At 34.2% G+C, this 26,780-nt stretch carries 16 protein-coding genes and 5 pseudogenes; 2 read left to right on the top strand and 19 right to left on the bottom strand.

What is annotated here, in order from left to right:
- Window positions 1-136: 136 nt before the first annotated feature.
- The 8 genes and pseudogenes from ACVWY7_RS19125 to ACVWY7_RS19090 form a co-directional block, all read right to left on the bottom strand.
- Entirely contained in the window at window positions 137-1,513 is a 1,377-nt protein-coding gene (locus ACVWY7_RS19125; RefSeq protein ID WP_000060590.1) for an ABC transporter substrate-binding protein, read from the bottom strand.
- 21 nt (window positions 1,514-1,534) lie between these two features.
- Window positions 1,535-2,356, bottom strand: a complete 822-nt coding sequence (locus ACVWY7_RS19120; protein WP_000635935.1) for a carbohydrate ABC transporter permease — start codon at window positions 2,354-2,356, stop codon at window positions 1,535-1,537.
- On the bottom strand, window positions 2,353-3,285 hold the full coding sequence (locus ACVWY7_RS19115) for a carbohydrate ABC transporter permease (RefSeq protein ID WP_000573810.1): 933 nt from the start codon (window positions 3,283-3,285) through the stop codon (window positions 2,353-2,355). The genes ACVWY7_RS19120 and ACVWY7_RS19115 overlap by 4 nt, the downstream gene beginning before the upstream one ends.
- On the bottom strand, window positions 3,285-4,382 hold the full coding sequence (locus ACVWY7_RS19110; protein WP_142395593.1) for an ABC transporter ATP-binding protein: 1,098 nt from the start codon (window positions 4,380-4,382) through the stop codon (window positions 3,285-3,287). Before ACVWY7_RS19110 ends, ACVWY7_RS19115 begins: the two co-directional genes overlap by 1 nt.
- Complete coding sequence (locus ACVWY7_RS19105; RefSeq protein WP_000472011.1) at window positions 4,379-4,945, bottom strand: glycerol-3-phosphate responsive antiterminator; 567 nt, start codon at window positions 4,943-4,945, stop codon at window positions 4,379-4,381. The genes ACVWY7_RS19110 and ACVWY7_RS19105 overlap by 4 nt, the downstream gene beginning before the upstream one ends.
- Window positions 4,946-5,503: 558 nt before the next feature.
- On the bottom strand, window positions 5,504-6,373 hold the full coding sequence (locus ACVWY7_RS19100) for an ankyrin repeat domain-containing protein (RefSeq protein WP_139242355.1): 870 nt from the start codon (window positions 6,371-6,373) through the stop codon (window positions 5,504-5,506).
- A 289-nt stretch (window positions 6,374-6,662) separates the two neighbouring features.
- Window positions 6,663-7,166, bottom strand: a pseudogene (locus ACVWY7_RS19095) (nitrous oxide reductase accessory protein NosL).
- 134 nt (window positions 7,167-7,300) lie between these two features.
- A complete protein-coding gene (locus ACVWY7_RS19090; RefSeq protein WP_000857651.1) occupies window positions 7,301-7,555 on the bottom strand; it encodes a hypothetical protein in 255 nt (84 codons plus the stop codon).
- A gap of 254 nt (window positions 7,556-7,809) precedes the next feature.
- Here ACVWY7_RS19090 and ACVWY7_RS19085 point away from each other — a divergent pair, with 254 nt between their 5' ends.
- Entirely contained in the window at window positions 7,810-9,114 is a 1,305-nt protein-coding gene (locus ACVWY7_RS19085) for a CitMHS family transporter (protein WP_000880459.1), read from the top strand.
- A gap of 39 nt (window positions 9,115-9,153) precedes the next feature.
- Here the strand turns inward: ACVWY7_RS19085 and ACVWY7_RS19080 are convergent.
- The 9 genes and pseudogenes from ACVWY7_RS19080 to colA all read right to left on the bottom strand — a co-directional run.
- A pseudogene (locus tag ACVWY7_RS19080) lies at window positions 9,154-9,372 on the bottom strand (two-component system response regulator); the annotation flags it as partial.
- 143 nt (window positions 9,373-9,515) lie between these two features.
- Window positions 9,516-10,413, bottom strand: a pseudogene (locus ACVWY7_RS19075) (RNA-guided endonuclease InsQ/TnpB family protein).
- A 641-nt stretch (window positions 10,414-11,054) separates the two neighbouring features.
- Window positions 11,055-11,531 (bottom strand): annotated as a pseudogene (locus ACVWY7_RS19070) (response regulator); the annotation flags it as partial.
- Window positions 11,531-13,141 (bottom strand): ATP-binding protein, encoded by a 1,611-nt coding sequence (locus ACVWY7_RS19065; protein ID WP_073525888.1) that lies wholly within the window; start codon window positions 13,139-13,141, stop codon window positions 11,531-11,533. The pseudogene ACVWY7_RS19070 and the gene ACVWY7_RS19065, both read right to left, overlap by 1 nt.
- Window positions 13,142-13,292: 151 nt before the next feature.
- Window positions 13,293-14,153 (bottom strand): methyl-accepting chemotaxis protein, encoded by an 861-nt coding sequence (locus ACVWY7_RS19060; RefSeq protein WP_369805076.1) that lies wholly within the window; start codon window positions 14,151-14,153, stop codon window positions 13,293-13,295.
- A gap of 81 nt (window positions 14,154-14,234) precedes the next feature.
- Window positions 14,235-15,269: pseudogene (locus ACVWY7_RS19055) on the bottom strand (HAMP domain-containing protein); the annotation flags it as partial.
- A 236-nt stretch (window positions 15,270-15,505) separates the two neighbouring features.
- Window positions 15,506-17,089 (bottom strand): flotillin family protein, encoded by a 1,584-nt coding sequence (locus ACVWY7_RS19050; RefSeq protein ID WP_000155013.1) that lies wholly within the window; start codon window positions 17,087-17,089, stop codon window positions 15,506-15,508.
- Window positions 17,090-17,101: 12 nt separating this feature from the next.
- Window positions 17,102-17,650, bottom strand: coding sequence for an NfeD family protein (locus ACVWY7_RS19045; protein WP_000242441.1), 549 nt, complete (start codon window positions 17,648-17,650; stop codon window positions 17,102-17,104).
- 247 nt (window positions 17,651-17,897) lie between these two features.
- Entirely contained in the window at window positions 17,898-20,795 is a 2,898-nt protein-coding gene (colA, locus tag ACVWY7_RS19040) for a collagenase ColA (RefSeq protein ID WP_001036379.1), read from the bottom strand.
- Window positions 20,796-21,063: 268 nt separating this feature from the next.
- Here colA and opuD point away from each other — a divergent pair, with 268 nt between their 5' ends.
- Window positions 21,064-22,614 carry a glycine betaine transporter OpuD gene (opuD, locus tag ACVWY7_RS19035; RefSeq protein ID WP_073525892.1) on the top strand — a complete coding sequence of 517 codons (1,551 nt, stop codon included), beginning with the start codon at window positions 21,064-21,066 and terminating at the stop codon, window positions 22,612-22,614.
- A gap of 103 nt (window positions 22,615-22,717) precedes the next feature.
- On the opposite strand, the gene ACVWY7_RS19030 is transcribed toward opuD, so the two are convergent.
- Window positions 22,718-23,581, bottom strand: a complete 864-nt coding sequence (locus ACVWY7_RS19030) for a GNAT family N-acetyltransferase (protein ID WP_000289535.1) — start codon at window positions 23,579-23,581, stop codon at window positions 22,718-22,720.
- A gap of 156 nt (window positions 23,582-23,737) precedes the next feature.
- The gene (locus ACVWY7_RS19025) at window positions 23,738-26,755 is read right to left on the bottom strand and encodes a leucine-rich repeat protein (protein WP_212114852.1); all 3,018 of its coding nucleotides are present in this window, start codon (window positions 26,753-26,755) and stop codon (window positions 23,738-23,740) included.
- Window positions 26,756-26,780 lie beyond the last annotated feature (25 nt).

Genomic DNA, 26,780 nt, shown 5'->3' with positions numbered 1-26,780 from the left:
GTTAAACAAATAATGAAAAGGGAAAGATTCATTCTAGACCCTTTACTCATATAAAAGAGATAAGACTTCTTCATTTTTTTGATCCCTTATCTCCCTATAGAGAAAGCCGTATCCCTTTTAAGGATACGGCTTTCTCTTATTTTTCACTCGTACGAGCTGAAATACTAATTGCTCTATCTGTTGCTTTTGCAGCTTCATCTAGCGCTTCTTTACTATTCTTTCCGTCATACATTGCCTCTAATGCTTTTACAACTGCATCTCGTGATTCTGGGAATACACTAATTAAAGCACCTTGTGTTGCTGGAGATTGTTTCGTCGCTTGCAATTGATCTACTGTTACTTTCAACTGTGGATATTTTTCATACTGCTCTTTCACTAACGGTTCATTATATGCGTCCGGATTAATAGAGAAATAACCTGTTGCAGTATGCCACTTTGCTTGTACGTCTGGCTTCGTTAAATATTTCATAAAGTCCCAAGCACCTTGTTGTGTTTCTTCTGAAACCATATTCGTCATCCATAATGATGCACCTCCGATAACAACACCATTTTGTTTCGAATCTTCTGGGTATGGAATATACGAAACGCCTACATTAAACTTAGATGCGTCAATTAAATCACGAACACCAGCTGAAGAATCTAAATACATAGCAACTTGGCCAGACTGGAACGCAGCACGAATATCATCCCAACTTGCTCCATATTTTCCTAATGCACCAGCTTTATTTAACTCATCTAGCATCCCAAATACTTTCTGTCCTTCTTTACCGTTAAATACTGCTTTCTTTGCAGCATCTTTACGACCATTTTCATTATCTACATATAAAGCGCCTTGTGTCGCTAACAATTCTTCAAAGAACCAACCATAGTTCAACATTGAGAATCCATATTGCTTTACATTTCCGCCATCCTTAATCGTTAACTTTTTCGCTGCTTCTTGTAATTCCGCATACGTTTTCGGAGCTTTCTCTGGATCTAAGCCCGCCTTTGCGAAAGCATCTTTATTATAAATTAATACTGGTGTAGATGAATTAAATGGCATAGAATACATTTTTCCATCAACTGAATAATAATTTGTAATTGCTTTTTCCAATTTTGAAGTATCATACTTATCTTTTTTTATCCAACTATCAATTGGCGTAATCTTTTTGCTATCAATCATATATTTTGTTGTAATTTCACTCGACTGAACAAGAGCTGGTGCTTCTTTCGTAGCAGACATCGTTTTAAATTTCGTTAAAGACTCTTCATATGTCCCTTGGAACTCTGCCTTTATCTCATATTTATTTTGTGACTTATTATAGTCTGCAACAAGCCCATCTAGTACGCCTTGTGTTTTTCCACCCATCGCATGCCAAAAACGAATTACAGTTTTATCACCATTTTTTTCAACTGGTGCTACTTTTGCCTGTGCTTCAGGTTTTCCCTCTGTTTTACTGTTTGAACAAGCAGCACTAGATAATGCCATTGTTGCTACCATTAATAGAGCAGCACCTTTTTTAACTAGACTCATTTTAATCTCACCTTCTCTTAGTTATTTAATTGCACCTTTTGTTAATCCTTGTTGTAATTGCTTTTGCCCTAAAAATAATAGAATCAATGTTGGTATAACGATGACCGTAACGCCAGCCATTACGCTTCCCCAATCAGTTGCAACTTCTTGAGATTGAAGCTGCTTCACACCAATTTGAACTGTTCTTACCGTTTCATCAGTGGTCACTAAAAGTGGCCATAAGTACATATTCCATGTTGTTAAAAAACTATATACTCCAAGCGTAATAAAACTCGTTTTACAATAGGGAATTACAACGCTGAATAAAAAACTTACATTTCCAATCCCTTCAATAAAAGCAGCTTCTTTCAGTTCATTTGGAAGTGTCATAAAATGTTGACGTAACAAGAAAATACCGAAAGCTGTTGCAAAAAACGGCACTGTCATCCCAGCGAAACTATTGATCCAGCCAAAGTTTTGAATCGTTAAAAAGTTAGGTACCATCGTTGCTTCCCACGGAATAAGCATCGTTGAAATAAACAGGAAAAAAATAAGATTTCTTCCCTTAAACTGAAGAAAGACAAAAGCATACGCCGCTAAGCTTGACACGATAAGTTGTCCAATCATAACAACTGTCGATACAACTAAGCTGTTATATAAATATGTAAAAAGTGGTACTTTCTGAAAAATATTAATGAAATTATCAAAAGTAAATTGAGTTGGAAATATCCTTCTCATTTGAATATCGTCTGGTGTCATAAAGCTTATTAAAAACGCATACAGCACAGGAAAAAATACCATTACTGCACTAATTATGAGCAGCATGTATAGCAGGAAATTTTGTTTCCACTGTTTAACGATCATTTATAATGCACCTTTCTCTCAGCAAATTTAAATTGAAGTAATGTAGCAATGAAAATGAAAACAAATAGTACCATCGCTTGTGCACTTGCTGTCCCAAATTGATGATTCACAAATGCCTCTTTATAAATCGAATATACAATTAAATTTGTTGCATCATTCGGTCCACCGTGCGTTAAAATATCAATTTGTCCAAAGCTTTGGAACGCACTAATTAACGTTACTGTCACGATAAAGAATAAAGTTGGTGACAGCATCGGTAATGTAACACGACGAAGCTTATATAGATAACTTGCACCATCTATAGATGCACTCTCATATAAAGACGTATCAATATTTTGTAAACCACCTAATATAACTAAAAATGCAAATCCTGTATTCACCCAAACCGTTGTAACTGATACAGAGAATAGTGCCCAGTCCGGACTCGTTAACCATGCAATTGCAGGAAGATTCATAGAAGCTAATATATTATTGAATAACCCGACACTTGGATGAAATAAAAATAACCAAATCACTGCACTAGCAGCTACTGATATTCCCATTGTCGAAGAAAACAGAACTCGAAATAACCCAATACCTCTTACCTTTCCGTTTGCAATCAATGCAAGAAACAAAGCAAATATAATACTCGTAGGCACTGTATATAAAACAAATAGTAAAGTTGATTTTATACTTTTGTAGAAGGCAGGATCAGAGAATAAATATTGATAATTTTCTAAGCCAACGAAAAGATTAGCTTCTCCATGTATATCGGTTAAATAAAAACTATAGTAAATCGTCCTAAACAATGGATAGAACAGAAAAATTGAAAATAGCAAAATAGATGGCGCTAAAAACAATAATCCTATTCTTAAATCTTTTGTTCTCCCCCATAAATTTTTCTTTTTTGACACTTTTGTTTGAACCGGTAACTTACTCACTTCGATCATTATTTCGCCACCACTTTCAACTCTTCTTCAGCTACCACTTTTAAGCGTTCATTCGTGTTTTGATTAAAGAAGCATAACTTTTCTTCCGAGAATAATAATTTTACTTTGTCACCTTTATTCAGGAGTAACTGTCCAATGACTTTCGCACTCCAAGTTGTTCCGTTTATCACGAAGTTTAATATAGATTCATTCCCTAACACTTCTACAGATTGCAATGTAACTTCTTGTCCTTTCTCGGACAATGCAATATGTTCTGGACGCATGCCTACTCGAACAGTTCCTGCTGTTAATTGCTTTAATTGTCCAATAGATAATGGGATTTGCAATTGCCCTATATGTAATACACCTTTTTCTTTGTCTACTTCTCCATCATTTATATTCATCGAAGGAGACCCTATAAAACTTGCAACAAATTCATTCGCTGGTTTGTTATAGATATCAAGCGGTGTTCCAACTTGCTGTATGCTTCCTTTATTTAAGACCATAATACGATCTCCCATAGTCATCGCTTCTATTTGATCGTGAGTAACGTAAATCATTGTAATTCCTAAACGCTGTTGAATTTCTCTAATTTCAATCCTCATTTGCGCACGTAATTTCGCATCTAAATTCGAAAGTGGTTCATCCATTAAACAAATCGGCGCTTGACTCACAATCGCCCTAGCAAGCGCAACACGCTGTCTTTGTCCACCTGATAATTGGCCTGGTTTCATTTTCACATACTCTTTCAGTCCTACCATTTCCACAGCTTCCATTAATCTCTTTTGTCGCTCTTCTTTTTGTACTTTCCTTACCTTAAGTCCGAATAAAATATTTTCTTCTACAGATAAGTGTGGATATAGTGCATAATTTTGAAATACCATTGATAGATTACGATCTTTCGGCTCTAAATCATTTGCAACGCGTTCATTAATAATTAAATCCCCCGAAGAAATTTCTTCTAAACCAGCAATCATTCTTAATAATGTACTTTTTCCACATCCTGAAGGGCCAACTAAAACAAAAAATTCTCCCTTCTTAATATGAACCGATACACCTTTAACCGCTGTCTCCTCTGCATTTTGATATACCTTTGAAACATTTTTCAATTCAATCACAAGATTGCACTCCTTTTTTCTTCTTGTATCCATACTTCATAGTGACTCGTCGAAATCGCGCTCGCTCCCGAACGAATAGCAATTTCTGCATCTTCTCGCGTTTGAATCAATCCGCCTGCAATGATAGGAAATTCTATCTCCTCTGCTAACTGCTTAATAATTGAAGGCATAATACCAGGCATAATCTCTACTGCATTCGGTTTAGTCGTTTTACAATTTTCAATTGATTTTGTAAGAGATAAAGTATCGACAATAAAAATACGTTGGATCGTTTTTAATCCAATTTTATTGGCATTTCGAATTGTCGATCCTTTTGTTGAAATAATGCCTTGTGCTCCGATAACGTCTTGAATATACGAAAGTGCTTCCTCTGTATTCGTATTTAAACCTTGTATAAAATCACAATGAAGAAAGACATCATGTCCATGTTTCTGTAATTCATATACACGCTCTGGTAATTCCAGCATTGAACCGGTCATAAGAAAAACTGTTTTCGGTAACTTTTTGTATGTGTTGTATCCTTTCCAATCCTTTATCATCGCAATATAAGGTTCCTTAAACATTCATTCCACCTAGCTTTTCTATTTTTATCCAAACTAAAAACACCTACTTACATAGAACACCTTTCTCCTTATTTGAACTCTAGGGAATAGAGCACACCTAAGAAAGTGGCACGTTATATGTAAGCGGGTGTTCTCAAATGTTCTCTACCCTAGTTATTTTGTTACCTTTACTATATTACGCATTTATTAAGTCAGTTTTGATAGATTGTTAATTAGCTGTTAATCGAATGTTAATATTCACCTATTCCTTTTTACACTAATCATTACATAGGAATAGTACAAACAAACTCCCAACTACCTTTCATATTCTATAATTAAGGTTGTTTAATTTTCTTATCACTTTTTGAATTAAAGTTATTTTCAGAAGTATGTTTCTTCTCGTATTAATATTGTCCATAATGCAACAATACCTGCACTATTACCTTAAAACTCCTTATCTATCCCTCTCTTCAAATGATTTTTCCAAAACAAAAATCCCATTCAAATACACATTACTGAATCCATCATACTCAATGATTTCTTCATTCTGTCTATCTACATGGGATTATTTTTCGTTTTTTATTCTACTGGTTGTTGTGGTTGTACTACTTCATTCGCTCCAGCTGCCCTCAACATATTTGCAATATCTTTAAAACCTCTTTTTTCAGCAAATTGAAGTGGCGTAATATTTTCCTTATTGGCCGTATTTACATCTGCCCCGTGGTCAATAAGCATTTGAATTACTTTCTTGTGATTTTCACTACCATTTCCTAATACAATTGCTTCTACTAAAGCTGTTCCACCACGAGCATTTTTATAATTGACATCAATATCTGTATGCTCTAACAATTCCTTTACGACCTCTACATGGCCACGCTCAGCTGCAGAAATAAGTGCTGTTCCGCCTGACTTAGTCGTTTCTTTCGTATTAACTCCTGCATTAATTAATACTTTTATAATATCCGTATATCCTTCTCTACTTGCATAAAGAAATGGATTGCTTTGTTTCTCATCTTTAATTTCAATATTAGCACCTGCACCAATTAATGCTTTAACTGTCTCAACATGATTTTGGTACGTTGCTGCAAGGACCGGTGTTTCTCCGTTGTCACCTTCTACGTTTATATTCGCTCCATCTTGAATCAACTTCATAGCTGTTTCTGTATCTCCAAGAGTGGCAGAAAGTAGCAACTGTTTGTCCATTAAATTTATACTTTTTTCTTCTTTAGATTCTTCCTTTTCTTTATGCTTCTCTTGTTTCTTTTCGTTTTTCACATGAACCGGTTTCGATTCTGGCTCTTCTTGCTTATCGCAAGCCACTACCGTCATTAAAAGTCCTAATAACATACATAATAAAATTTTTTGTTTTCTCACAACTACAGCTCCTATGAAAGATAATGTTTTCTTAACCATTCCTCCATCACATACAATAACTCTTCTTGAGTACATTTATCCATAAGCCCTTTATATTCCTTCTTTAATTGGATTATCTTAAACTTATATGATGTTTCTCAACCTATTGGAATGATACGCCTGATGGCCTCATCATTAACATTATGAAGCAATTAGTTTAGCACGTTTTCACCGCATTTGTATACATTTCTAAAAAGTACATACATGGTTGCTTTAGGTCACTACATTCCATTGTAACCGTTCTTCTAAAAATTTTACACCTTTTCTATATTTGCACCTGAGTAACACTAGAAAAAGACAACCATACAGTTGTCTTTTTCTAGTATTACTGATGCCCGCCGTGTTTTCCCTTTTTCGGGTTCCCCATCATTTCTTTATTCATTTCCCATTTATGCTCTGCTAGCTCTTTATACGAAAGAACTTTCCCCTTATAGTTAGATACAAAGTTCTCTGCATCTTTTTTGTTTTTAAATGAAATGACATTATAAGCCATTGGTGTTGTAATTGTTTTATCATATACGTAAGTAGCGTCTTCTAACGAAACCCAATCTTTCGAATCATAATCTCGAACAAATTTTTCTTTCGTCTTTTCGCCTGGATTAATCTCCATTCATTTATACATACAACCGATATCATCAAACTTTAATGCTTTTCCATTTTCTAAAATAATTTCCGTTGCAAATTGATTATCCATTACTCCAATTTGGCAAATATCACACTTATCATGTTTCTCATCAATTGCCACTGCCTCTGCTTGTTTCTTACCACATCCTACAATTGTAAAGACAAAGAATAAGCATATAGCAAACATCACATACTTTGTTCTCATTGTATTATTTCCTCCCTAACCCTATCTTCTACAAGGAGCATATCAAAAACTTGTGTGCGATTTGTGAAAAAACAATGTGTCTTTTGTAATATATAGAACAAAAAAGATGTGTAGTCATATCTACACATCTCTCATTATTCACAACCTGTAATTAATAAATCATCTTCCAACCTAACTAATAATGTATCTGTATGAATTTGCTGCCCAACAACTACATTTACTAATCTTATATTTCCACTGATGCCGACTGCAACCTTTTCAAGCTCACCGTTATTTTTTCGGATCATCATTAATTTTTCCCACTCATATACGTAAGAAGATTCATTAACAAAAAGCTCTTCTACTTTTCCTTCATAAGAACTATAAATCTCTTCCATTCTCGTTTTCATATAAAATCTACTCCCTATGTCACACTTCAATATTTTCATCTTATTCTACCATTCTTATGGAGAGCAGCTTACTTTTTAAAAAATTCAAATTAACTCCTGTGAACAAAATGAACAAAATAAATATTATGCTTCTAATGATGTTATTTTTCAAATTATTTACCATTCAAATAGATGCTTTTATGATAAACAAAAAACCTTTTTTCTGAATTTTTATTTTATTTTGAAAGCGTAATCATTTTTGAGGGGGAGATTACATGTTAGCACTACTTGGATTTGCAATGGTATTTGTCTTTATGTTTTTAATTATGACGAAACGTATGTCTGCACTAGTCGCATTAATATTAATTCCAATTACTTTCGCATTAATTGGTGGTTTTTATGCAAATATGGGGCCTATGATGTTAGAGGGAATTCAAAAACTAGCACCTACTGGTATTATGCTTATGTTTGCTATTTTATATTTTGGAATTATGATTGATAGCGGTTTATTCGATCCTGTCATTAGTAGGATTTTGAAATTTGTAAAAGGAGATCCTTTAAAAATTGTTGTTGGCACAGCAATTCTTACTATTATCGTTTCATTAGATGGGGATGGAACGACAACGTATATGATTACTGTTTCCGCAATGTACCCACTATATAAACGCCTTGGAATGAATCCACTTATATTAGCCGGTGTTGTTATGTTAGGTGCAGGGGTGACAAATCTTACACCGTGGGGTGGACCGACAGCTCGGGTTATGAGTGCACTTGGACTAGACGCATCAGAGCTCTTTACACCACTTATACCAGGAATGATTGCTGGTGCACTTTGGGTAGTTTTCGTTGCTTATTATCTTGGGAAAAAAGAGAGAAAACGTTTAGGAATTATGGATGTACAATATTTAAAACAAATGCAAACAACAGATGAGCAAGCTGCAACAGTAGAAGCTGCTGTTCATAAACGCCCTAAACTTCTATGGATTAACTTTTTATTAACTGCTACCTTACTTGTGTGTCTCATACTAGAAGTTATGCCGTTACCTGTTTTATTTACAATCGCTTTCGCTATTGCTGTTATGCTTAACTATCCAAACTTAGAACAACAGAAAGAGCGTATTGCTTCTCATGCTGGAAACGTATTAGCGGTTGTTTCTCTCGTATTTGCCGCTGGAGTTTTCACTGGAATTTTATCAGGAACAAAAATGGTAGATGCAATGGCTCAAAGTGTAGTTACGCTTATACCAGATGCACTTGGACCACAACTACCAATTATTACAGCGCTTCTTAGTATGCCATTTACATTTTTCATGTCTAATGATGCATTTTACTTCGGGGTATTACCTATTTTAACGAAAGCTGCTGCTACTTACGGAATTAGTGCAGCTGAAATGGGACGTGCTTCCTTACTTGGGCAACCTGTTCACTTATTAAGCCCTCTTGTCGCATCCACTTATTTATTAGTCGGAATGGCCAAAGTTGATTTTGGTGAACACCAACGCTTTACTTTATTGTGGGCAGTTGGAACGACAATGGTGATGTTGATTACTGGAATTGTAATTGGAATTATTCCAATATAAAATAAAAAACAGTAGCAGACATATATCCGCTACTGTTTTTTATTTTGAAGAAACAAGAAAATACCTTCTTTCTGGTCTCCCCACACTTCCATATATTAGCTCTGCGTGAACTTTTTTCCTAGATATTAAATACTCTAAATAGCGCCTTGCTGTTGACCTGCTTACTCCGACCATTGAGCTTAGCACTTCCGCAGTAATACCTTCTTCCTTTACTGTTAACATATGCTTTTTTATTTTTGCTAAAGTTAAGGGGTCTATCCGATACGATAAACTTAACTAAATCTATACAATTCAATCAAATTTACACAAGTTAGTGCTTCATCGTGTTCTCGCAACCCCGAGGGGACGAGGGGTATAACACTCCACACGAGGCAGTATCGTTACCTCCTATTATCAAGCATTTATTTTACCCATCTTGATAAATTTATCGCAGCATTTACATCCCGATCGTGATGGCTATTGCATGAAGCACAACACCACTCACGTATTTTTAAACTCCACTGTCCTTCTGGTTGAACTGAATGGTCGTATTTAACGCCGCAACATGAACAGATATTGCTTGAGGCGAACCATTTATCAGCTTTTACATACGCAATGCCGTACTTCTCGCACTTGTATGATAAACATTGAAAGAAGAAGTGTAATTTTTGAAATGAAAATGCTTTCGATAGTTTTTTGTTTTTTAACAGGTTTGAGATAGATAAGTCTTCCACAACAATTCTCATTGGTTTGGTTTTCACCAATTTAGCTGTTGCTTGATGGATATGGTTATTTCGGATATTCATAATTTTCCTAGATAACCGCAGGTGCTCCGCTTTCGCTTTTTCATATCCAGCAGATTGAATTTTTACACCTTTTTTAAATCTCCTAGACATATCTCTTTGTGCTGACTTTTTCCTTTTCAAAAGTTTTTTAACCTTGGCATCTTTGTTTATATTTCGTTCTTTCATAATTGGCATAAAATCCTTGAATCAAATCTTTTTTGGATTTATAAGAAGTGTGATACCCATTTTTGTACTTTTTGAACGAATGTTTTCTCGCCATATCAAAATCTTTTGAAGCCTGTTTGGGAACTTGTGCATTAATGTCTTTTAACCACTCATATTTCTTTCGCTTCTTGATCTTTGTAAATCGTTTCTGTAAAGCTAACTGTGAAACAGATTTTCCAAATAGCTTATAGTATCTATCACTCATTCTTTTACAATAGTTATAAGCAAATCTCGCAGCACCGGCATGGTTTCTAAGCAATTTTTCTTGTTCAGGCGTTGGAATCAGTCTGACTTTCTTCGCCAATATCATCAGAATGTAACTCCTTTAATGAAAGATTTGTTCTTCTGAATCGTAGCGTGTTCCACCAGCATTCTCCTGAGACTACTCGGATGCAAACCTGTTAATTCTGATACTTGACTAACTCGTAAAAATTTCATTATTATTCTTACCTCATTGAATCTAACATAGCACATACGTTCTACATTTTCAAGGAAGTTTGATAGATTTAATTAAGTTTATCTCGTTCAACTAAGGGCGCAATTCCTTAGCCAGTTCTCTTATGAACTTCTCATGTTTTCACATGAGCGCAGACTATATGTTTATCTCTTTAGAGATAGAGGATTTTTCCACCACCATAGGCTTGTGGTGTACTCTCGTCAGTTATACGAGATAGTCGTTGAACGTTCATCTTATCACTTTTGACTTAGATGATTCGAGGCGGAAGACCCATTGTTCTAGTGTTTAGGATTTAACCTTGCACGATCTGATTGATTTTTTCTGCTTTCGCAACATTCACGCTCGCCATTTCTAGCCACGTTGTAGTTCAATCAGCTTTAGGGATTGCCCGCAGTTAACCCTCACTACTAGCCAATCACTTGACTAGCAGGGCTTACTGATATATTTAATTAACTTTGGTTATAATTGGTTAAATAAATCGTAACAGTTAGTTACCCTTTCGGGGCATATTCTATTTCATTTCCCTTTACGCCTCTTTGAGACCATAGATGTTCTATTTGTTCTATAGATAATTGGTTATTTTTCTTTAACTGCACAATCTTTTTTTGGTAACTTTCCAAACTTGCCTTAAATCGATCAAACATAAGTGGCTTTACGATATAATCTGTTACTCCGCCCCGCAGGGCGTGCCTCACTACATCTGTTTCCGATGCAGCTGTAATCATAATAATATCTGTATCATGTAAATGATGCCTAATATATGTGACAAGTTCCGTTCCTTGCATATCAGGTAAGTACACGTCTAATAAAACGAGCTGTGGCTTCACAAGATCTAGCCATTCTTTCGCTTGTTCGCCAGTTGTTGCTGTTCCAATTACTTTAAACCCCTCAATCTTTTCAGTAAAACGACGATGAATATCCGCAATTCGAATATCATCTTCTACAATCAATACTTCAATCTCCTCACCCATTACAAATCGCCTCTCTCTTTTGGTAATGCAATAATAAACAATGCACCACCTAAATCCCCTTTTTCGATTGCAATACTCCCATTTAAATCTTCTACTAACTCTTTCACTTTTGCTAATCCATATCCTCGCTTCCCGCCATCTTTCGTCGAGAAACCTTTATAGAATATGCTAGTAATTATTTCATCATGAACCCCTTCCCCTGAATCTTCCACTTCAATTACTATTTCTTCTCCGATATCAGTTACAAACATTCTTACCTTCTTATCATGTTCTTCATTTCTTTCAATTGCTTCAAATGCATTCGTAATTAAATTTCCTAAAATAGAAACGACATAATTACTCTCAATATGCGGGCTTAATTTGTCTAAGCTACTCTCTCTATCTAGCATAAAATCAATCTTCAACTCTCTTGCTCTATTATAGAATCCAATTAAAATCCCACCTAACCATGGATTTTGAATTCGTTTCATAATAAATTGAACAAAATCTTGATATACCGCTGTTTCCTTATGAATAAGCTCCAAAGCATCTTCATATAATTCTAGCTGGATAAGACCTGAAAGCGTATACAACAAATTGTTATATTCATGTGTTTGCGCTCGTAATGCCTCTGTATATTGCTTCGTCTGAGATAACTCTGCTGTTAACTGATCCATTTCAGATTTCAAACGCAAGCTCGATACAACGCCAGTTACTTTATTTTTCACTTTAATGGGTAGACGGTTCGCAATAACAGCCTGCCCTTTTATATTTAATTGACGATCAAACTGTTGTTCACCAGTTTGAAGTACATCTAATATCGTTGAATTAGGAATTATATCTAAAATAAATTCTCCAATAATATTTCGTTGTTCATCGAGCGAAAGAATATCATAGGCTGCTTGATTGACTAAACTAATCATGCCATGTTGATCAATGACAATAATCCCTTCACGTACAGATTGAATCACTGTACTATGCTCTTCATATAAAGATGAAATTTCTTCTGGCTCCATCCCAAACATCATTCTTTTTATACTGCCAGCTAAATATATAGAGCCTATTACGCCAATTAATAGACCTATTATTGTAATCCAAAACACACGCTTTCCATACACTTCTACCGCTCCATGAATATCATCCATTGAAAATCCAACAGACACCACGCCAATGATTTCATTTTCCTGATTACGGATTGGAACTTTTCCGCGTAATGAAGGGCCTAATGATCCAGTTGCTTTCGAAACGTAAGATTTCCCTTCTAATAAAACTCCTTTGTTATCTCCGCCAACCATTGCTTCTCCTATTTTATCTTTCCTAGGATGTGCATAACGAATCCCTTCTTTATTTCCAACTACAATAAAATCAGCATCTGTATCAATTCGAATTTTTTCCGCAATTGGTTGAATAATAGAAGCTGGATTTTCTGTTTGAAAAGCTTCCTTGATTTCTGGTATAGCAGCAACTGTTTTCGCAACATGCAAAGCTCTTTTGCCAATTTGCTCTTCTACCGTTTCAGATAATATGTAATAAAATAAATAACTCGTTAACAGGAGTACAACTAAAATAAGTGCACTAATAGTTAATGTAATTCTCGGTTGTAGTTTTAATTTTTTAAATTTCAAAACCATTCCCCTAACGTGATTAAAGATAGAATTTAAAGAATATACAGTCTCTTCAATTATACTCAATCATAACACGGTTACTCTATATTTCTGTCTTTTTCTCTTCATAAAAAAAGAAACGAAGTAAAATTATTACCGCGTTTCTTAACATGTATTATTACACTTTAAACTTACCAATCATCTCTTGTAATTCCTCTGCCATTTGTGATAAGTGAACTGCTGCTGCATTTATTTCGTCTACTGAAGCTAATTGTTCTTCAGAGGAACCAGCAATATTTTGAACGCTTGCTGCATTTTCTTCAATCGTAGCTGCAATTTCATTAATGGATGCACTTACTTGTCTTGCATCTACCGTCATTTGCTTCGCTACATCTACCATATTATCAATTTGTACAACTGTATCATCCGTAGATTTCAATATTTCAGCAAAGCTTTGCTTCGTTTCATTTGCAACTACAAGCCCTGATTGTACTTCTGTTCCAACTTGCTTCATAGAACTTACCGTTTCTTTTATATCAAATTGGATTTCTTTCACTAGTTTTCCAATTTCCGTAGAAGACTGTCCTGATTGTTCAGCTAGCTTTCGCACTTCATCTGCTACAATTGCAAATCCTCTTCCTTGTTCTCCAGCTCTTGCAGCCTCAATTGCCGCATTTAGCGCTAATAAATTTGTCTGCTCTGCAATATGTTGAATCACCTCAAGGATTGCCCCAATTTGTTTTGATTTATCATCTAACAAAACAATAACCTTATCTGATTGTGAAACAGACTCATGGATTAATTGCATTTGATTTACAGTTTGTTCAACTAACTTCCCACCATCTTCAGCCTTTTTCTTCGTATACATAGATGCTGTGGATACTAATGAAGAACTGTCTGCAACACGCTGAATTCCTTCTGTAACTTCTTCTAATAATGTTGCGCCTTCTTCAACTTCTTTCGTTTGTATTTCAGCCCCACTCGACACTTGCTCTATTGCTTGTGTAATTTGTTCCGTCGCTTCACTTGTCTGCTTCATACTAGCTGTTAATTCTTCTGAAGATGCCGCTACATGACTTGCTGAAGTATTTATATTGGAAATGACATGATGTAATGATGCCGCCATCTCGTTAAAACTTTCTCCTAGCTGTCCAATTTCATCTTTAGAATGAACTGTAATTGTTTCTGTTAAATCACCTTCACTAATCTTTTTTGATGATATAACAAGTTGTTTTAACGGACTAATAATAGAAGCTATTATGAAGTAAATTAAAACCCCGCCAATTATTAATGAAATACCAATAACAGTTAGCGTTTTATAGAAAATAGGATTAGCTGCTTCAATAATTTCTTTTGAAGGCATAATTCCTGCTATTTTCCATCCAATCTGCTTATTTGTTATAAAGGTAATATTGCGATCATCACCATCGAGTTTGAATTTAAAGTCACCTGTTTCCTGTTTGTACAATTCCTTCTCAAGTTTTTCTTCTATTTTGTCACCTGGTTTCATCGTCGGATGTGCTATTACATGTTTAGATTGGTCGAAGATTGCTACATATCCTTTTTTACCGATATTGACCATTTTTGAAGTATTTACAATATCATTAATAATTAAATCAATACCGAGAACACCACTTTTATCCTCATTCTGTTTTGCTATTGTAATAACAATATTCCCTGTTGTACTTGACTTATATGGGGCTGTGATAACCACTTCTCCGCTTTTTTTCGCTGCTTCTTTATACCAATCTCTTTCGGTTGGATTATACCCATCTGGCATTTGAATAGACGGTGATTGAATAAATTGTCCCGTACTAGATCCCGTATAAATTGCTTCTATTTCTGGATGTAATTTATTATATTCTTCTAATTTATTTTGTACATTTTGAAGCTGATCAGTGCCGTAACTTACTCCATTAAATAACTTTGTAAAATATACTGCATCTACCTTTTTACTGTCTATCTCTTTGTTAATAACATTATTTAAAATCTTTACGTTATCTTCCGCTGATTGTAAAATTGTTTCATTAAAATTTGTCTTCGCTTGTTGATAAGACGTCCAACCAATTACAATACTTGGAAGAATTAAAACAATAACAAATGATACAAGTAACTTTGCTTTTAAACTACTTCTTCTTAATTTTCCTTGAAGCATATTTCTACCCCTCCATACCGTTTTAAATGTAATTATTTTACATATAATTCTTTTATATAAATTATACGATTAAGGAGTATCAACTCTTTATCTCTTTTTCTATTAAAGAATTAATACATACCTTTTTCATTCTATATAAATTAAATAATTAAAACAATATATTAAAATGTACATTATTCAAATAATTCACAGAAGAACCTCTAGTATCTCACTTACTAGAGGTTCCACCCACTATACTATTCTTTATCTTTTTCTACTTCTTTTTTCTCTTTTTTCTCATCTTCTACTACAGATACAACAGGTTTATCGTTTGATAATTGTTGTACTGCTCCTTTTCCAGCAAATCCTTCTAATAACTCTTTTAAATCAATACCAGAAGAAGCTTTTAATGTTTCTTGCATCGTTGCCATTAAATCAGTCGCATAACCTGCAACTTTTCCGGCGCCGCTATTTTTACCACCGCCGCCTGTATCGACAACTGTAATTTTATCAATGTTACTAAGTGGACTTGCAACTTCCTTCGCATAACTTGGAAGCATTTTAAGTACCATATCCATAATTGCCGCTTGGCCATATAACTCAAATGCCTCTGCAATTTTTTGTTTCGCTTCTGCTTCTGCTAAACCTTTTAATCTAATAACATCTGCTTCCGCTGTACCTTGTGCTTTTTGTACTTCTGCTTTCGCTTGACCTTGTGCTTTTTCGATTTCCGCCTTCGCTAAACCTTCTACACGTACTTCTTCTGCACGAGCTCTCGCTTCAGCTTCAATCTTATATTGATCCGCATCTGCCTTTTTAATTTGTTTTACTTTTTCTGCTTCCGCTGATTGCTCAACAGCATAGCGATCTGCATCTGCTTTTTTCTTTACTTCTGCATCGTATTGCTTTTCACGACGCGCAATCTCTTTTTCTTCTAATTCAATTTGTTTCTCACGCTCAATGATTTTAACGCGCATTTGCTCTTCTGTAACACCTTGTTGCGCTTTCGCTTGTTGTAATTCGTAAGAAAGATCCGCATCTGCACGAGCTTGTTCTTGCTCTCTCTTATAAGATTGTACTTTTAATTCTTTATGTTTTTCAGCTTCAGCGATTTGGGCATCACGTTGGTATTCAGCTTCTTTCGCTTCTTTCTCAGCACGAGCTTTTTCAATACGTGCTTCTTTTTCACGCTCTGCATTTGCAATTGTTGCATCACGCTTAACCGTCGCAATTTGCGGCTGACCAAGTGCATCTAAGTAACCATTCTTATCCATAATTTCTTTAATTGTAAAGGAAACGATACGAAGACCCATTTTCTTTAAATCTGTAGAAGCTACTTCATGCACCTTTTGAGCAAATTGCTCTCTATTACTATACGCATCTTCTACTGTCATAGAAGATAAAATCGCACGTAAATGACCTTCTAAAACTTCTTTCGCTTCTACTTTTAACTCTTCTGTTTCTTTTCCTAAATATTGCTCAGCTGCTGTAGATACTTCTTCAATTGTAGAACCTACTTTAATAATAGAAACACCATTTACTGTAACTGGAACACCTTGCTTCGTATACGTATCACGTGTACCTACTTCTAACTTGTAGTTTAATAGGCTTAAAGGTTCTGCTCTTTGCATAATCGGAACTACGAATGTACCGCCACCGCGAATAATCTTAATCTTCTTTCCATCATCAGTGGTAACTACATTTTTCCCACCACCAAGCCAGTTCCCTGTCACAATTAACGCTTCATCTGGCCCAACTGTTCGATACTTCGTAATGAATACTAAAATGAGTAGAATTAAAATTGCGAGTAAAACTCCACCAATAATTAATGGAATCGTCATGTAAATTCCCCCTTACAATTTTGGTTTTTTTAAAGAATAAGCGATGTTTTGTACAAGCAAAACACCATCTTGGACTCCCTCGATAATAACTTCAGTTCCTTGTGAAATATCTTTTTTCCCAATTGTTTTAGCTGGAATTGCATTACTTCCAAATTGGGAGGAAATTAATACTTCACCAAATCCTTCTGTAGGAATTGTCGTAATGACTTCTCCCTTGCAACCAATGAATTCATCCATACGTTGCACAGTATTTTGTTCTGCTTCTGCAATCGGCTTTAAAATTAATATTTTCATTATGAATACACCAATAAAGGATATAGCAAATGCAGCCACGAAAATAAGAATACTATTAAAGGAAAATAAATATTCTCCTATATAACTAAGTCCACATAACATGGCGAAAAAACTAAGTAATAAAGTAACAACGGATACAGATCCGCCTCCAAAACTAAATATGGATTCAAATATATCCCCAAAAAAGATATAAATAACAGTGAGTATAGTAGCAATAATAAATCCGTATAAATAAATTGTCTCAAGTGGATAACCAAACAAAACCATTTCTTATCCCCCTCTCTTAAACAATCCCTTTTTTGTTATGTGTATGCCCCACCTCTTTCAAAGATTATTGTTCTTAATTTTCAGTTATTTACCTTTTAAAGAAAAGCCTGTAAGACAGGCCCCCTAAAAAAGAACAGGAGAAGCCTATTGTGACAGGCTCCTCCTAGTAAATAACCGATATATTATATATCTATATAATATACTATTTTCCACAAAAAGTAAAGTTAAACATACATTGGAAAAGCATTTATTTTACTGATAATTCGTAAGTTCCATCGCCATTATCATATTTATATACATACAAATAATATTTACCTGGTTTTGCATTCATTTTTGCCTCTATATGATTTCCATGAGCTTGGCCGTATGCAGCATAATTTTGCATATCTGATTCATGGTGAAGCACCCATGTCATCCCGATTCCATACTCATTTAAAACGGAAATATCGATATCTTTCGCTGATGCTACATTAAATGTATAAACATCAGTGTGATCTCCGCCGATAAGGCTACCTTTTATCGTATTGTTTAGCCCAATACGATTCGCTTCTTCTGGACGATTATTTGGTTCTGATTCTGTTAAACTTCCATCTTTAATCGTAACAGTTGTTTCGCTTCTACTCTCTTCCCCTTTATCATCTTTTACTAGCAACGCAACTTTGTAAGTTCCTTCTCTTTCATATGCATGTACTGGATTAGCCTCTGCACTTGTGCTTCCATCTCCAAAGTCCCATAAATAAGAAACGATTTTTCCATCTTCATCTTTTGAGCCATCACTTTTAAATTGAATACCTTCTTTTATAAGGCCATTATAAGGACCATTTATATGAACCGTTGGAGCTTTATTTTCTCCATCATCTTTTGCGATACCATGGAAAACTACATCATATTCAAATTGATTTGAGCTATTTACACGGTAATTGACGAAGTATGCTGTAACAGTTTTGTAGCCACTCCATTCTTTTTGTGCCAGTTGTTCTAAAGCTTCGTTTACTTTCTTACTCATTGCGTTCCAATCTTCTGACTCACCTTTTGTTACACTACCTGTATACGTGCCTTCTAATGTAAATGTATTAAAGAATTGGGAGCTATGTTTTGTCATTTTTGCATCTTTCATCGGCAACGTTTCAGTAATTTCTTTCTCTACTGCTGTTAATGATTTTGATGCATGTTCAGCTAAATAATCATCTGCTACTTCCGGTACATTATATTTATCTTGATTATCGATTAGCTGCTGCATATACTCTTGATACTCTTCATTTAGTTTAAGGTCTTTACTTAAATTCTCACGATAGGCATCATAATTTTTTACGTCATTTGCACGAATTAAATCTTGAATTTTATCAAACGTTTCAAATTGATGTGTATATAAGTAAGATTGCAATGCGAACGAGTAATTATAGAAATCCCAAGAACCATATTTAGCAAATAATGTGCGCTCTGCTGTATAACGGCTTGCAGGATCAGATGATAATCCACTAATGATGCTCTTTCTCGGTACTACATTATTTGTTCGAGTAGACCCTGCGAAAAACTCTGCATTTCCTTCTTGGAACCAAGTTAACCTTTCATTTTGATACATATCTCCTCTTCCGAATAAACCTGGCACTTCATATCTCCCTTGAAGATAATGGGTAAACTCATGGCGGAATAATTCTTCTAAACTATAAATACTTTGTTCTGGCGTGCGTTCATATGTAAAGAATGTTCCTGTTTCTTCAATATAAATTCCACCGTTGTTCGTTTCATATCCATACAGTTGTCTATTTAATTGGTACTCTTCTGGACTGTTATAAATTACTATCGTTAATATATCATCTGCATTGCCCGGCTCTAACGCTTTGTCATTCCCAATTACACGATGATACTGTGCTTTTACTTCCTTTGCAGCCCAGTATAGTCTCTTAATTTTTTCTTCCGATACTTTATCTCCTGTTTTAAATACGATAGATCCATCATCAAATGTATACGTTTTTGGTAAGTACTGCTCTTTTCCTTCTTTACGTATTTTCTCTAAATCTACTGTATTCCCGCTATAATCTTTTCCATTATAATTTGTTGTAATTTGTTCTACTGCGACAAAGTACGGCTCACTTAAGCGCGGATACATATGCATTGCTTGTGTAACAACTTCTAAACCTTTATTTGGATTACTGTGAAACTTCCCTAAACGACTTGCAAAATAAATTCCATTATTAACGAGCCACTTATTTTCTTGTGTTACTTCATTTAGAAGAGCGATACGATTTATTTCATTAATAAACCCATCTACTTTCCCGTACCACATCGTTTCATTTGCTTCTTTACGAGCTTCAATTAAGTAAGACTGTATATCATAGTCAATCCCTTGCATAATATCGTATATTGCTTGTCCCTTCATTCGATCATTTACATACGTAGTAAAATTATCATTGTATTGCTTTAAAATATTCGATGCGTATTGAACTGTTTCAACATCGCTTGACGCATTACTAATTAATTTACCGTATGCAGATACGACTGTATCTTGTTCAGTTGTACCAAGCTTAAAGTTTGGATTTTTTGCGATTGCTTTTAAAGCAGGTAAACATTTGTCCTGGAAGCTTCTTTCATTTAATTCACTTAACTCGTTATTATAAAATGCCAGATAAAAAGCTGAGCGTAACACTTCCGTAAACGTTTGAATTCCTTTTGAATCATCCTTTGTAAATGTACTACCCCGATGAGCTAATTCATCTATAACGACTTGCATTTTTCCTTTATCTTTATAAAAAGCTTTTGCATCTTCATTAAACTGGAATAAGTCTGTAATTTGGTGCCACTTAATACTGCCTAAAGTTTCAACTAATTCTTGATCATTCATTTTGTTTAAATCAGCCATTGAATAGCTTTCTTTAACTTGCTTTACTGCTACTTTCTTCATAGTAGGTGATGGTCGCTGTGAAAAATCTCCTACTTTTAACCGTTCTTGAAACGATAATGTTTCCTCCGCTTTAGAAACGTGTCCAATCTCATCTACTGGTTTTTCAATTCCAACTGGTTTCGAATGTAATACATTATATGGCACCTTTTCTTCTGCTGATACATGAGTTTGAATTGCCCCCAGTGATAGAGCCATTGTACTAATGCTAAGCATAACTTTATTGATTTTTGATTTCTTGTTCATATCCTTGCCCCCTATTCAAATATTCCATTCACGAATTTAACATAAAATCTGGATACAACAATATAAAATGCAATATTTCATATTATTTCTTCTTACATTTTGTACATATCGTGAACAATTTCCCCACTATCTAGCCGCCAATAGTTATGAATCTATAGCGATTAAACAGTCCTTTTACATGTATTAAAAAACGAATTTTTTGACAATTAACCTTTTAATTGTTATGTTTAATATAATTGTTAATTTTATTAAACAAGGGTGGGATTCTATGATAAAAAAAGAAAACAGTGTATTTTATATCTCCATCTTGCTAACAACATTATTCATCATATGGGGAATTACCCCGGCAAGTTGGATACAAGGCTATGATTTACAAAGCGTTACATCTTCCTTAAACTCATTCATTCTCAATAAATTTGGATGGTTTTACTCTCTACTTATGACCGCAATGATTATTTTAGCCACTTATTTAGCATTTTCTAAGTATGGTTCTATTCGTCTTGGTAAAGATGGAGAAAAACCACAGTATAGTTATCCATCTTGGCTATCCATGTTGTTTGGAGCAGGAATGGGAATTGGACTCCTCTTTTATGGAATTACTGAACCGATTTCACATTTTACAGATCCATTAACAGGAAAAGCAGGTACAGAGGAAAGTGCCAAACTCGCTATGCAATATTCATTTTTCCACTGGGGCCTCTTTCCATGGGCACTATACGCAATGGTTGCTTTAACAATTGCATATTTCACATTCCGCAAACAAAAAGGTAGCACAATTGGTGCTACAGTTACTCCATTATTTAATCGATCGAAAAATTCTCCTATCGGAAAAACAGTCGATATTTTAGCTGTTTTAGCCACAGTATTCGGTATTGTGCCATCTGTTGGGATTGGTGCTCAACAAATCGCAGGAGGATTAAGCTATTTATTCCCTTCTATTCATAACACTTTACTTACACAGCTCGTACTTATCGCCATCTTCGCTGTTTTATATTTAACGAGTGCACAAACTGGCTTAGATCGTGGGATTAAATATTTGAGTAACTTAAATTTCTCTCTTGCAGGTATATTACTCGTCTCCTTTTTACTTTTAGGACCAACTGTATTTATTATGAAATATTTCACATCTACACTCGGTTCTTATATCGGAGCTTTACCTAGTATGGGATTAAATTTAGGAGCATTTAATGAAAAATCTTCTTCTTGGATTGAAAACTGGACTATTTTCTATTGGGGATGGTGGATCTCTTGGTCTCCATTCGTCGGTACATTCATCGCTCGTATTTCTAAAGGGCGCACAATAAAAGAATTTATTATTGGAGTTGTATTAGTCCCAACTCTTATCTGTACATTTTGGTTTGCAGTATTTGGCGGTACCGCTATCCATATGGAAATGTTCCAATCGCTTGGGATAGCTGATGAAATCGCAAAAAACGGGACAGAGATTGGATTATTTGCTGTTATTTCGCACCTACCATTCTCTACATTTTTAACAATTATCGGGTTAATTTTAGTAGCGACATTTTTTGTTACTTCTGCCGACTCAGCAACATTTGTTGTTTCCATGCAAACGAGTAACGGAAGCTTATCACCGAAAAATAGTTTAAAACTTATATGGGGATTAACAATCGCGATAATCGCAGCTATTTTATTACAAGCTGGAGGATTAAATGCACTACAAATTGCAGCTATAATTGCAGCACTACCATTTTCTATCGTAGTCGTTCTTATGGTTACTTCGCTCTTTAAAGAACTACGAAAAGAAGATATTAATTCGCAAACGAAAGAAGTTCCGCAAAAAATAAAAAAAGTTATGTAACGATTGGCGCCTCAAATTACTTCTAAATCCGTGATGAATGAGGAAAAAAGGAAATTAATAAAACCCATTCATATGAAATATCATTTTCATATGAATGGGTTTTTTACTCTATTATATAGTGTTGTAAACATGCTTTCTCCTCAAAACCTACTTTCTTGTACAACTTCATCGCACGATCATTATTCGTATCCAAACATAGTTCTATCTCTCTCATCCCTTGAAACGAGAAAATATACTGAATAGCAGCTTGTAATAACCGCTCTCCGACACCTTTTCTTCTACTATTTTCAGCAGTTGCAATATATTCGATATTCGCTTCTTGAAACTCCGGATTTACTTCAACATATACATAACCTTCTAACTTATCATTCTTCATACTTACAAATAATTTATTCGTATTACTTAAACGTTCGATAATTTCAATTCCTTCATAATATGTATTAGGAAAAACATTATTGTGTAAAGCGATAAACTGCTCAAATACTTTTGGTAAAGCCTCTTCTACATTACATATAACACGTTTTCCCGGAATATTTTTTAAAATGAGAATACTATGTCGATCTTGTTCTTTAGCATGTAAATCCTTCATTAAGCGGGCACAATTATTATTTTCCACATGATAAAAACCATAAAACTTCTCAATATGAAAAGGCATCTTTTCGATAAGTTCCTTCCACATATGTAAAGCCGCTTCTTCCCAATTCGCTGAAAGAATAAATGGCCCCCATATTTCGGCACATTTCTTTACTTCATCCACATCGAATCCTAATACACCTATTAAATTATTATTCTCATAAGTAGCAACAAAAGATTGTTCCCAGCCTATATCTGAAAAATCATGAATAATCGTCTGTAACAACTCCTCTTTCTCATCTCCACAATAGCCAACATGATGAGTAGCATCTTTATTCATATTCGCAATAAATGCTGCCACCTCTTCAATTTTCAAAATAGAACTAACATACATAACATCTCCTCCTTCTCTAATACATTTACACCTTTTCCATTTATATCCTTCTAAAAAAAGACATCATCATAAGCATACTTCAAAATGAAATCGCCATGATAATGTCTTCTCAAAAACTCATATAATTATCTTACGTTATAATAAGATAAAACGCTTTTATTTCTTAAATAATCTCTTTCTAAATACACACATACTCAGTGCTGAAAGAACTAATGCTACACCTGAAAGTAACGTTGATGTATTCGCTTGTCCACCTGTTGCTCCTAGCGATTTCTTACTTTCTTCTTTATTAACAACTGGTTTATTTTCTTTCATACTTTGATTCTCTACTACTTTTTCTTTCACAACTTGATTATTCACGTTTTGTTCTTGAACTGGTGCCGATTGATTGATTTCTTCTTTCGATTCTTCAACTTCTTTTGTTGGCTCTTTTTCTTCTTCTTTCGATTCTGCAATTTCTTTTGTTGGTTCTTTCACTTCTTCTTTTGGTTCTTCAACTTCTTTTGCTGGTTCTTTCACTTCTTCTTTTGATTCTTCAGCTTCTTTTGTTGGTTCTTTTTCTTCTTCTTTTGATTCTTCAGCTTCTTTTGCTGGTTCTTTTTCTTCTTCTTTTGATTCTTCAACTTCTTTTGCTGGTTCTTTTTCTTCTTCTTTTGAACTCTCAATTTCTTTTGCTGGCTCTTTTTCTTCTTCTTTTGTTTCCTCAACTTCTTTCGTTGGTTCTTTCACTTCTTCTTTCGAACTCTCAATTTCTTTCGCTGGCTCTTTTTCTTCTTCTTTTGTTTCCTCAACTTCTTTCGTTGGTTCTTTTTCTTCTTCTTTCGATTCTTCAACTTCTTTTGTTGGCTCTTTTACTTCCTCTTTCGGTTCTAATTTTTCTACTATATTCTGCATGACGATGCCACTATATAATATCCCAGTCTCATAATGATCTGCATCTAGATCAAATTCATATATTTTTTCTCCTAGAGTACTCCAAGTGATTCCCTCATCAGTAAGAGTTCCACCTTCACTCTTTAGTGTAATCTTGTCAATTCGCTCTCCTTCTAAATCATATACAGAAATTTTCACTTCTTTATTTATTTCTGCATCATCTAAAATGACTTTTTGCCTTCTGACATCAATTGTTCCCCATTGACCTAATTGTATTAACGGCCTTACATCACGAATCTCATTTCCAGCTAAATTTAAACTAAGTAAGTCTAACATTGATCCAAGAACCGACACATCTTTAATACGATTATCTGTAAGGTTTAACCATTGTAAATTTTTTAATGAAGATAACGGTGTTATATCCTCAATTTGATTATGAGATACATTTACATCGTTCAACTTTTCTAAGCTCGAGATAAATTCAATATTCTTCAAGCCTACTCCTTCTAAAGTGAGTTTTTCTAAGTTCGTCATGTACTCTAAACCTGCTATATCTTTTATCTCTTTTCCTTTTTCTTTAAGTATCTCTAGTTCTTTAATCTGTAATAAATCTTCTTTTGTTATAGGCGCATTTAAATTCTCTCTACCTAAATTCTCTTTATTAATATGTTTTTGTAAAGTTTTATCAATAATTACATTTGCACGTTCTTTTTGTTTTTCAACTATATTCTGTATAACCGTACCATTAAATCTTATTTTACTTTCAGTAGAATTAGTATCTAGTTTAAATTCATATATTTTTTCTCCAGGACTATTCCATTTTATAAATCCGTTATTCAGAGTACCACCCCCACTTTTCAAATTAATATTTTCAAGTGGATCTCCTTTAAGGCTGTATACTGGAATTTTTATTTCTTCATCTACACTTGCTTCATCTAAAAAGATTTTTTGTCTTTGAATATCAATTGAAGTTCGCTTACCTAACTTCTCAACAGGTCTTACATCAAAAATTTCATTCGCTCCAAGTTTTATCTCATATAAATTTGTTAAAGTACTCAGCGGCGATATATCAGAGATATAATTCTCTTCTAAATTCAGTACTTGTAATTTTCCTAATTTAGATAATGGTGCTATATCTTTTATTTCACTATCAGTAATTTCGAGTTCAGTAAGATTACTCATTTTACTAATAGATTCAACATTACTAATTTTATTATTCCCTATCCATAATAGTTTCACTTTATTTAATTGTTCAATTCCTGTAAGATCACTAATTTCATTATTAGATAAATACAATTCACTTATAGATGATAACGCAAACAATGGTTTAATATCTTTAATTTTATTACCTACTAAATCTAATGTTTTCACCTTCTTCAATTTGTTTATAGGTGTAATATCTACTATTTTATTATTTCTTAAAGAGAGCATATTTAACTTTTCCAATTGAGCAATTGGTTCAATATTTTCAATTTGATTTGAATACAAATCTAGATATTTTAGTTTCTTTAGATTACTTAAAGGTGCTATATCTTTTACATTCGATTTCTGTAACGTTAATTTCTCTAAATTTGTCATATGTTCTAAACCGGCTATTTCATTTATTCCTTCACCTGAGTAAATGGATAATGTTTCAATCTGCAATAAATCTTCCTTAGTTATTGGAGCATCTAGATTATCTCTACCTAAGTTATATTCATTAATATGTTTTTGTAATTGTTTATCTAATATTACATTTCCACTTTCATCTTGTTGATCCACTTTATCCTCTGTATTTTCCTTTTGCTCTTCTTGATCAATATTCCCTAAATTTAATGCATTCACTTCAAACTGCACTTGATATTTATTATCATAGGCCATTGTTGGAATATAAATATGCATTTGCATATTATATCTTTTTCCTAATTCTCCAACTTCAAATTGAATAACCTTCGTTCCATTTTTCTTTTTATCTTCTGATATTACTTTTACATCATGGAACACACCTGGAGTATGTATATCCTCTGTTTTCAAGTATTGAAAGAAATCACTATCACTTAACGTTGCCGTTACAATTTTCTTTCCATTCTCAATCGTTAACTTCGGATCCTTTATATAAACAGCTGCCATAGATTCCTCATTCGTTTTATCTTTATATGCTTTCATAACAGCATCATATGTACCATCTTCTAAAGCATAGCCCTTTTTATTAGCCTCAATTGCTACTGCCGCTAAAGCAGGCGTTGAGTATGCAGCAAATGGTAGTGCTAAAGCTGCTGCCACTAACATTGCATTTATATGTTTTCTTTTATTTTTTTTCAACTTTACATCTCCTCCAAAATATATA

The sequence above is a fragment of the Bacillus sp. TE9106W genome (assembly GCF_054062215.1).
The sequence above is the reverse complement of the archived record's forward strand: the minus strand, read 5'-3'. Positions and strand labels throughout refer to the sequence as shown.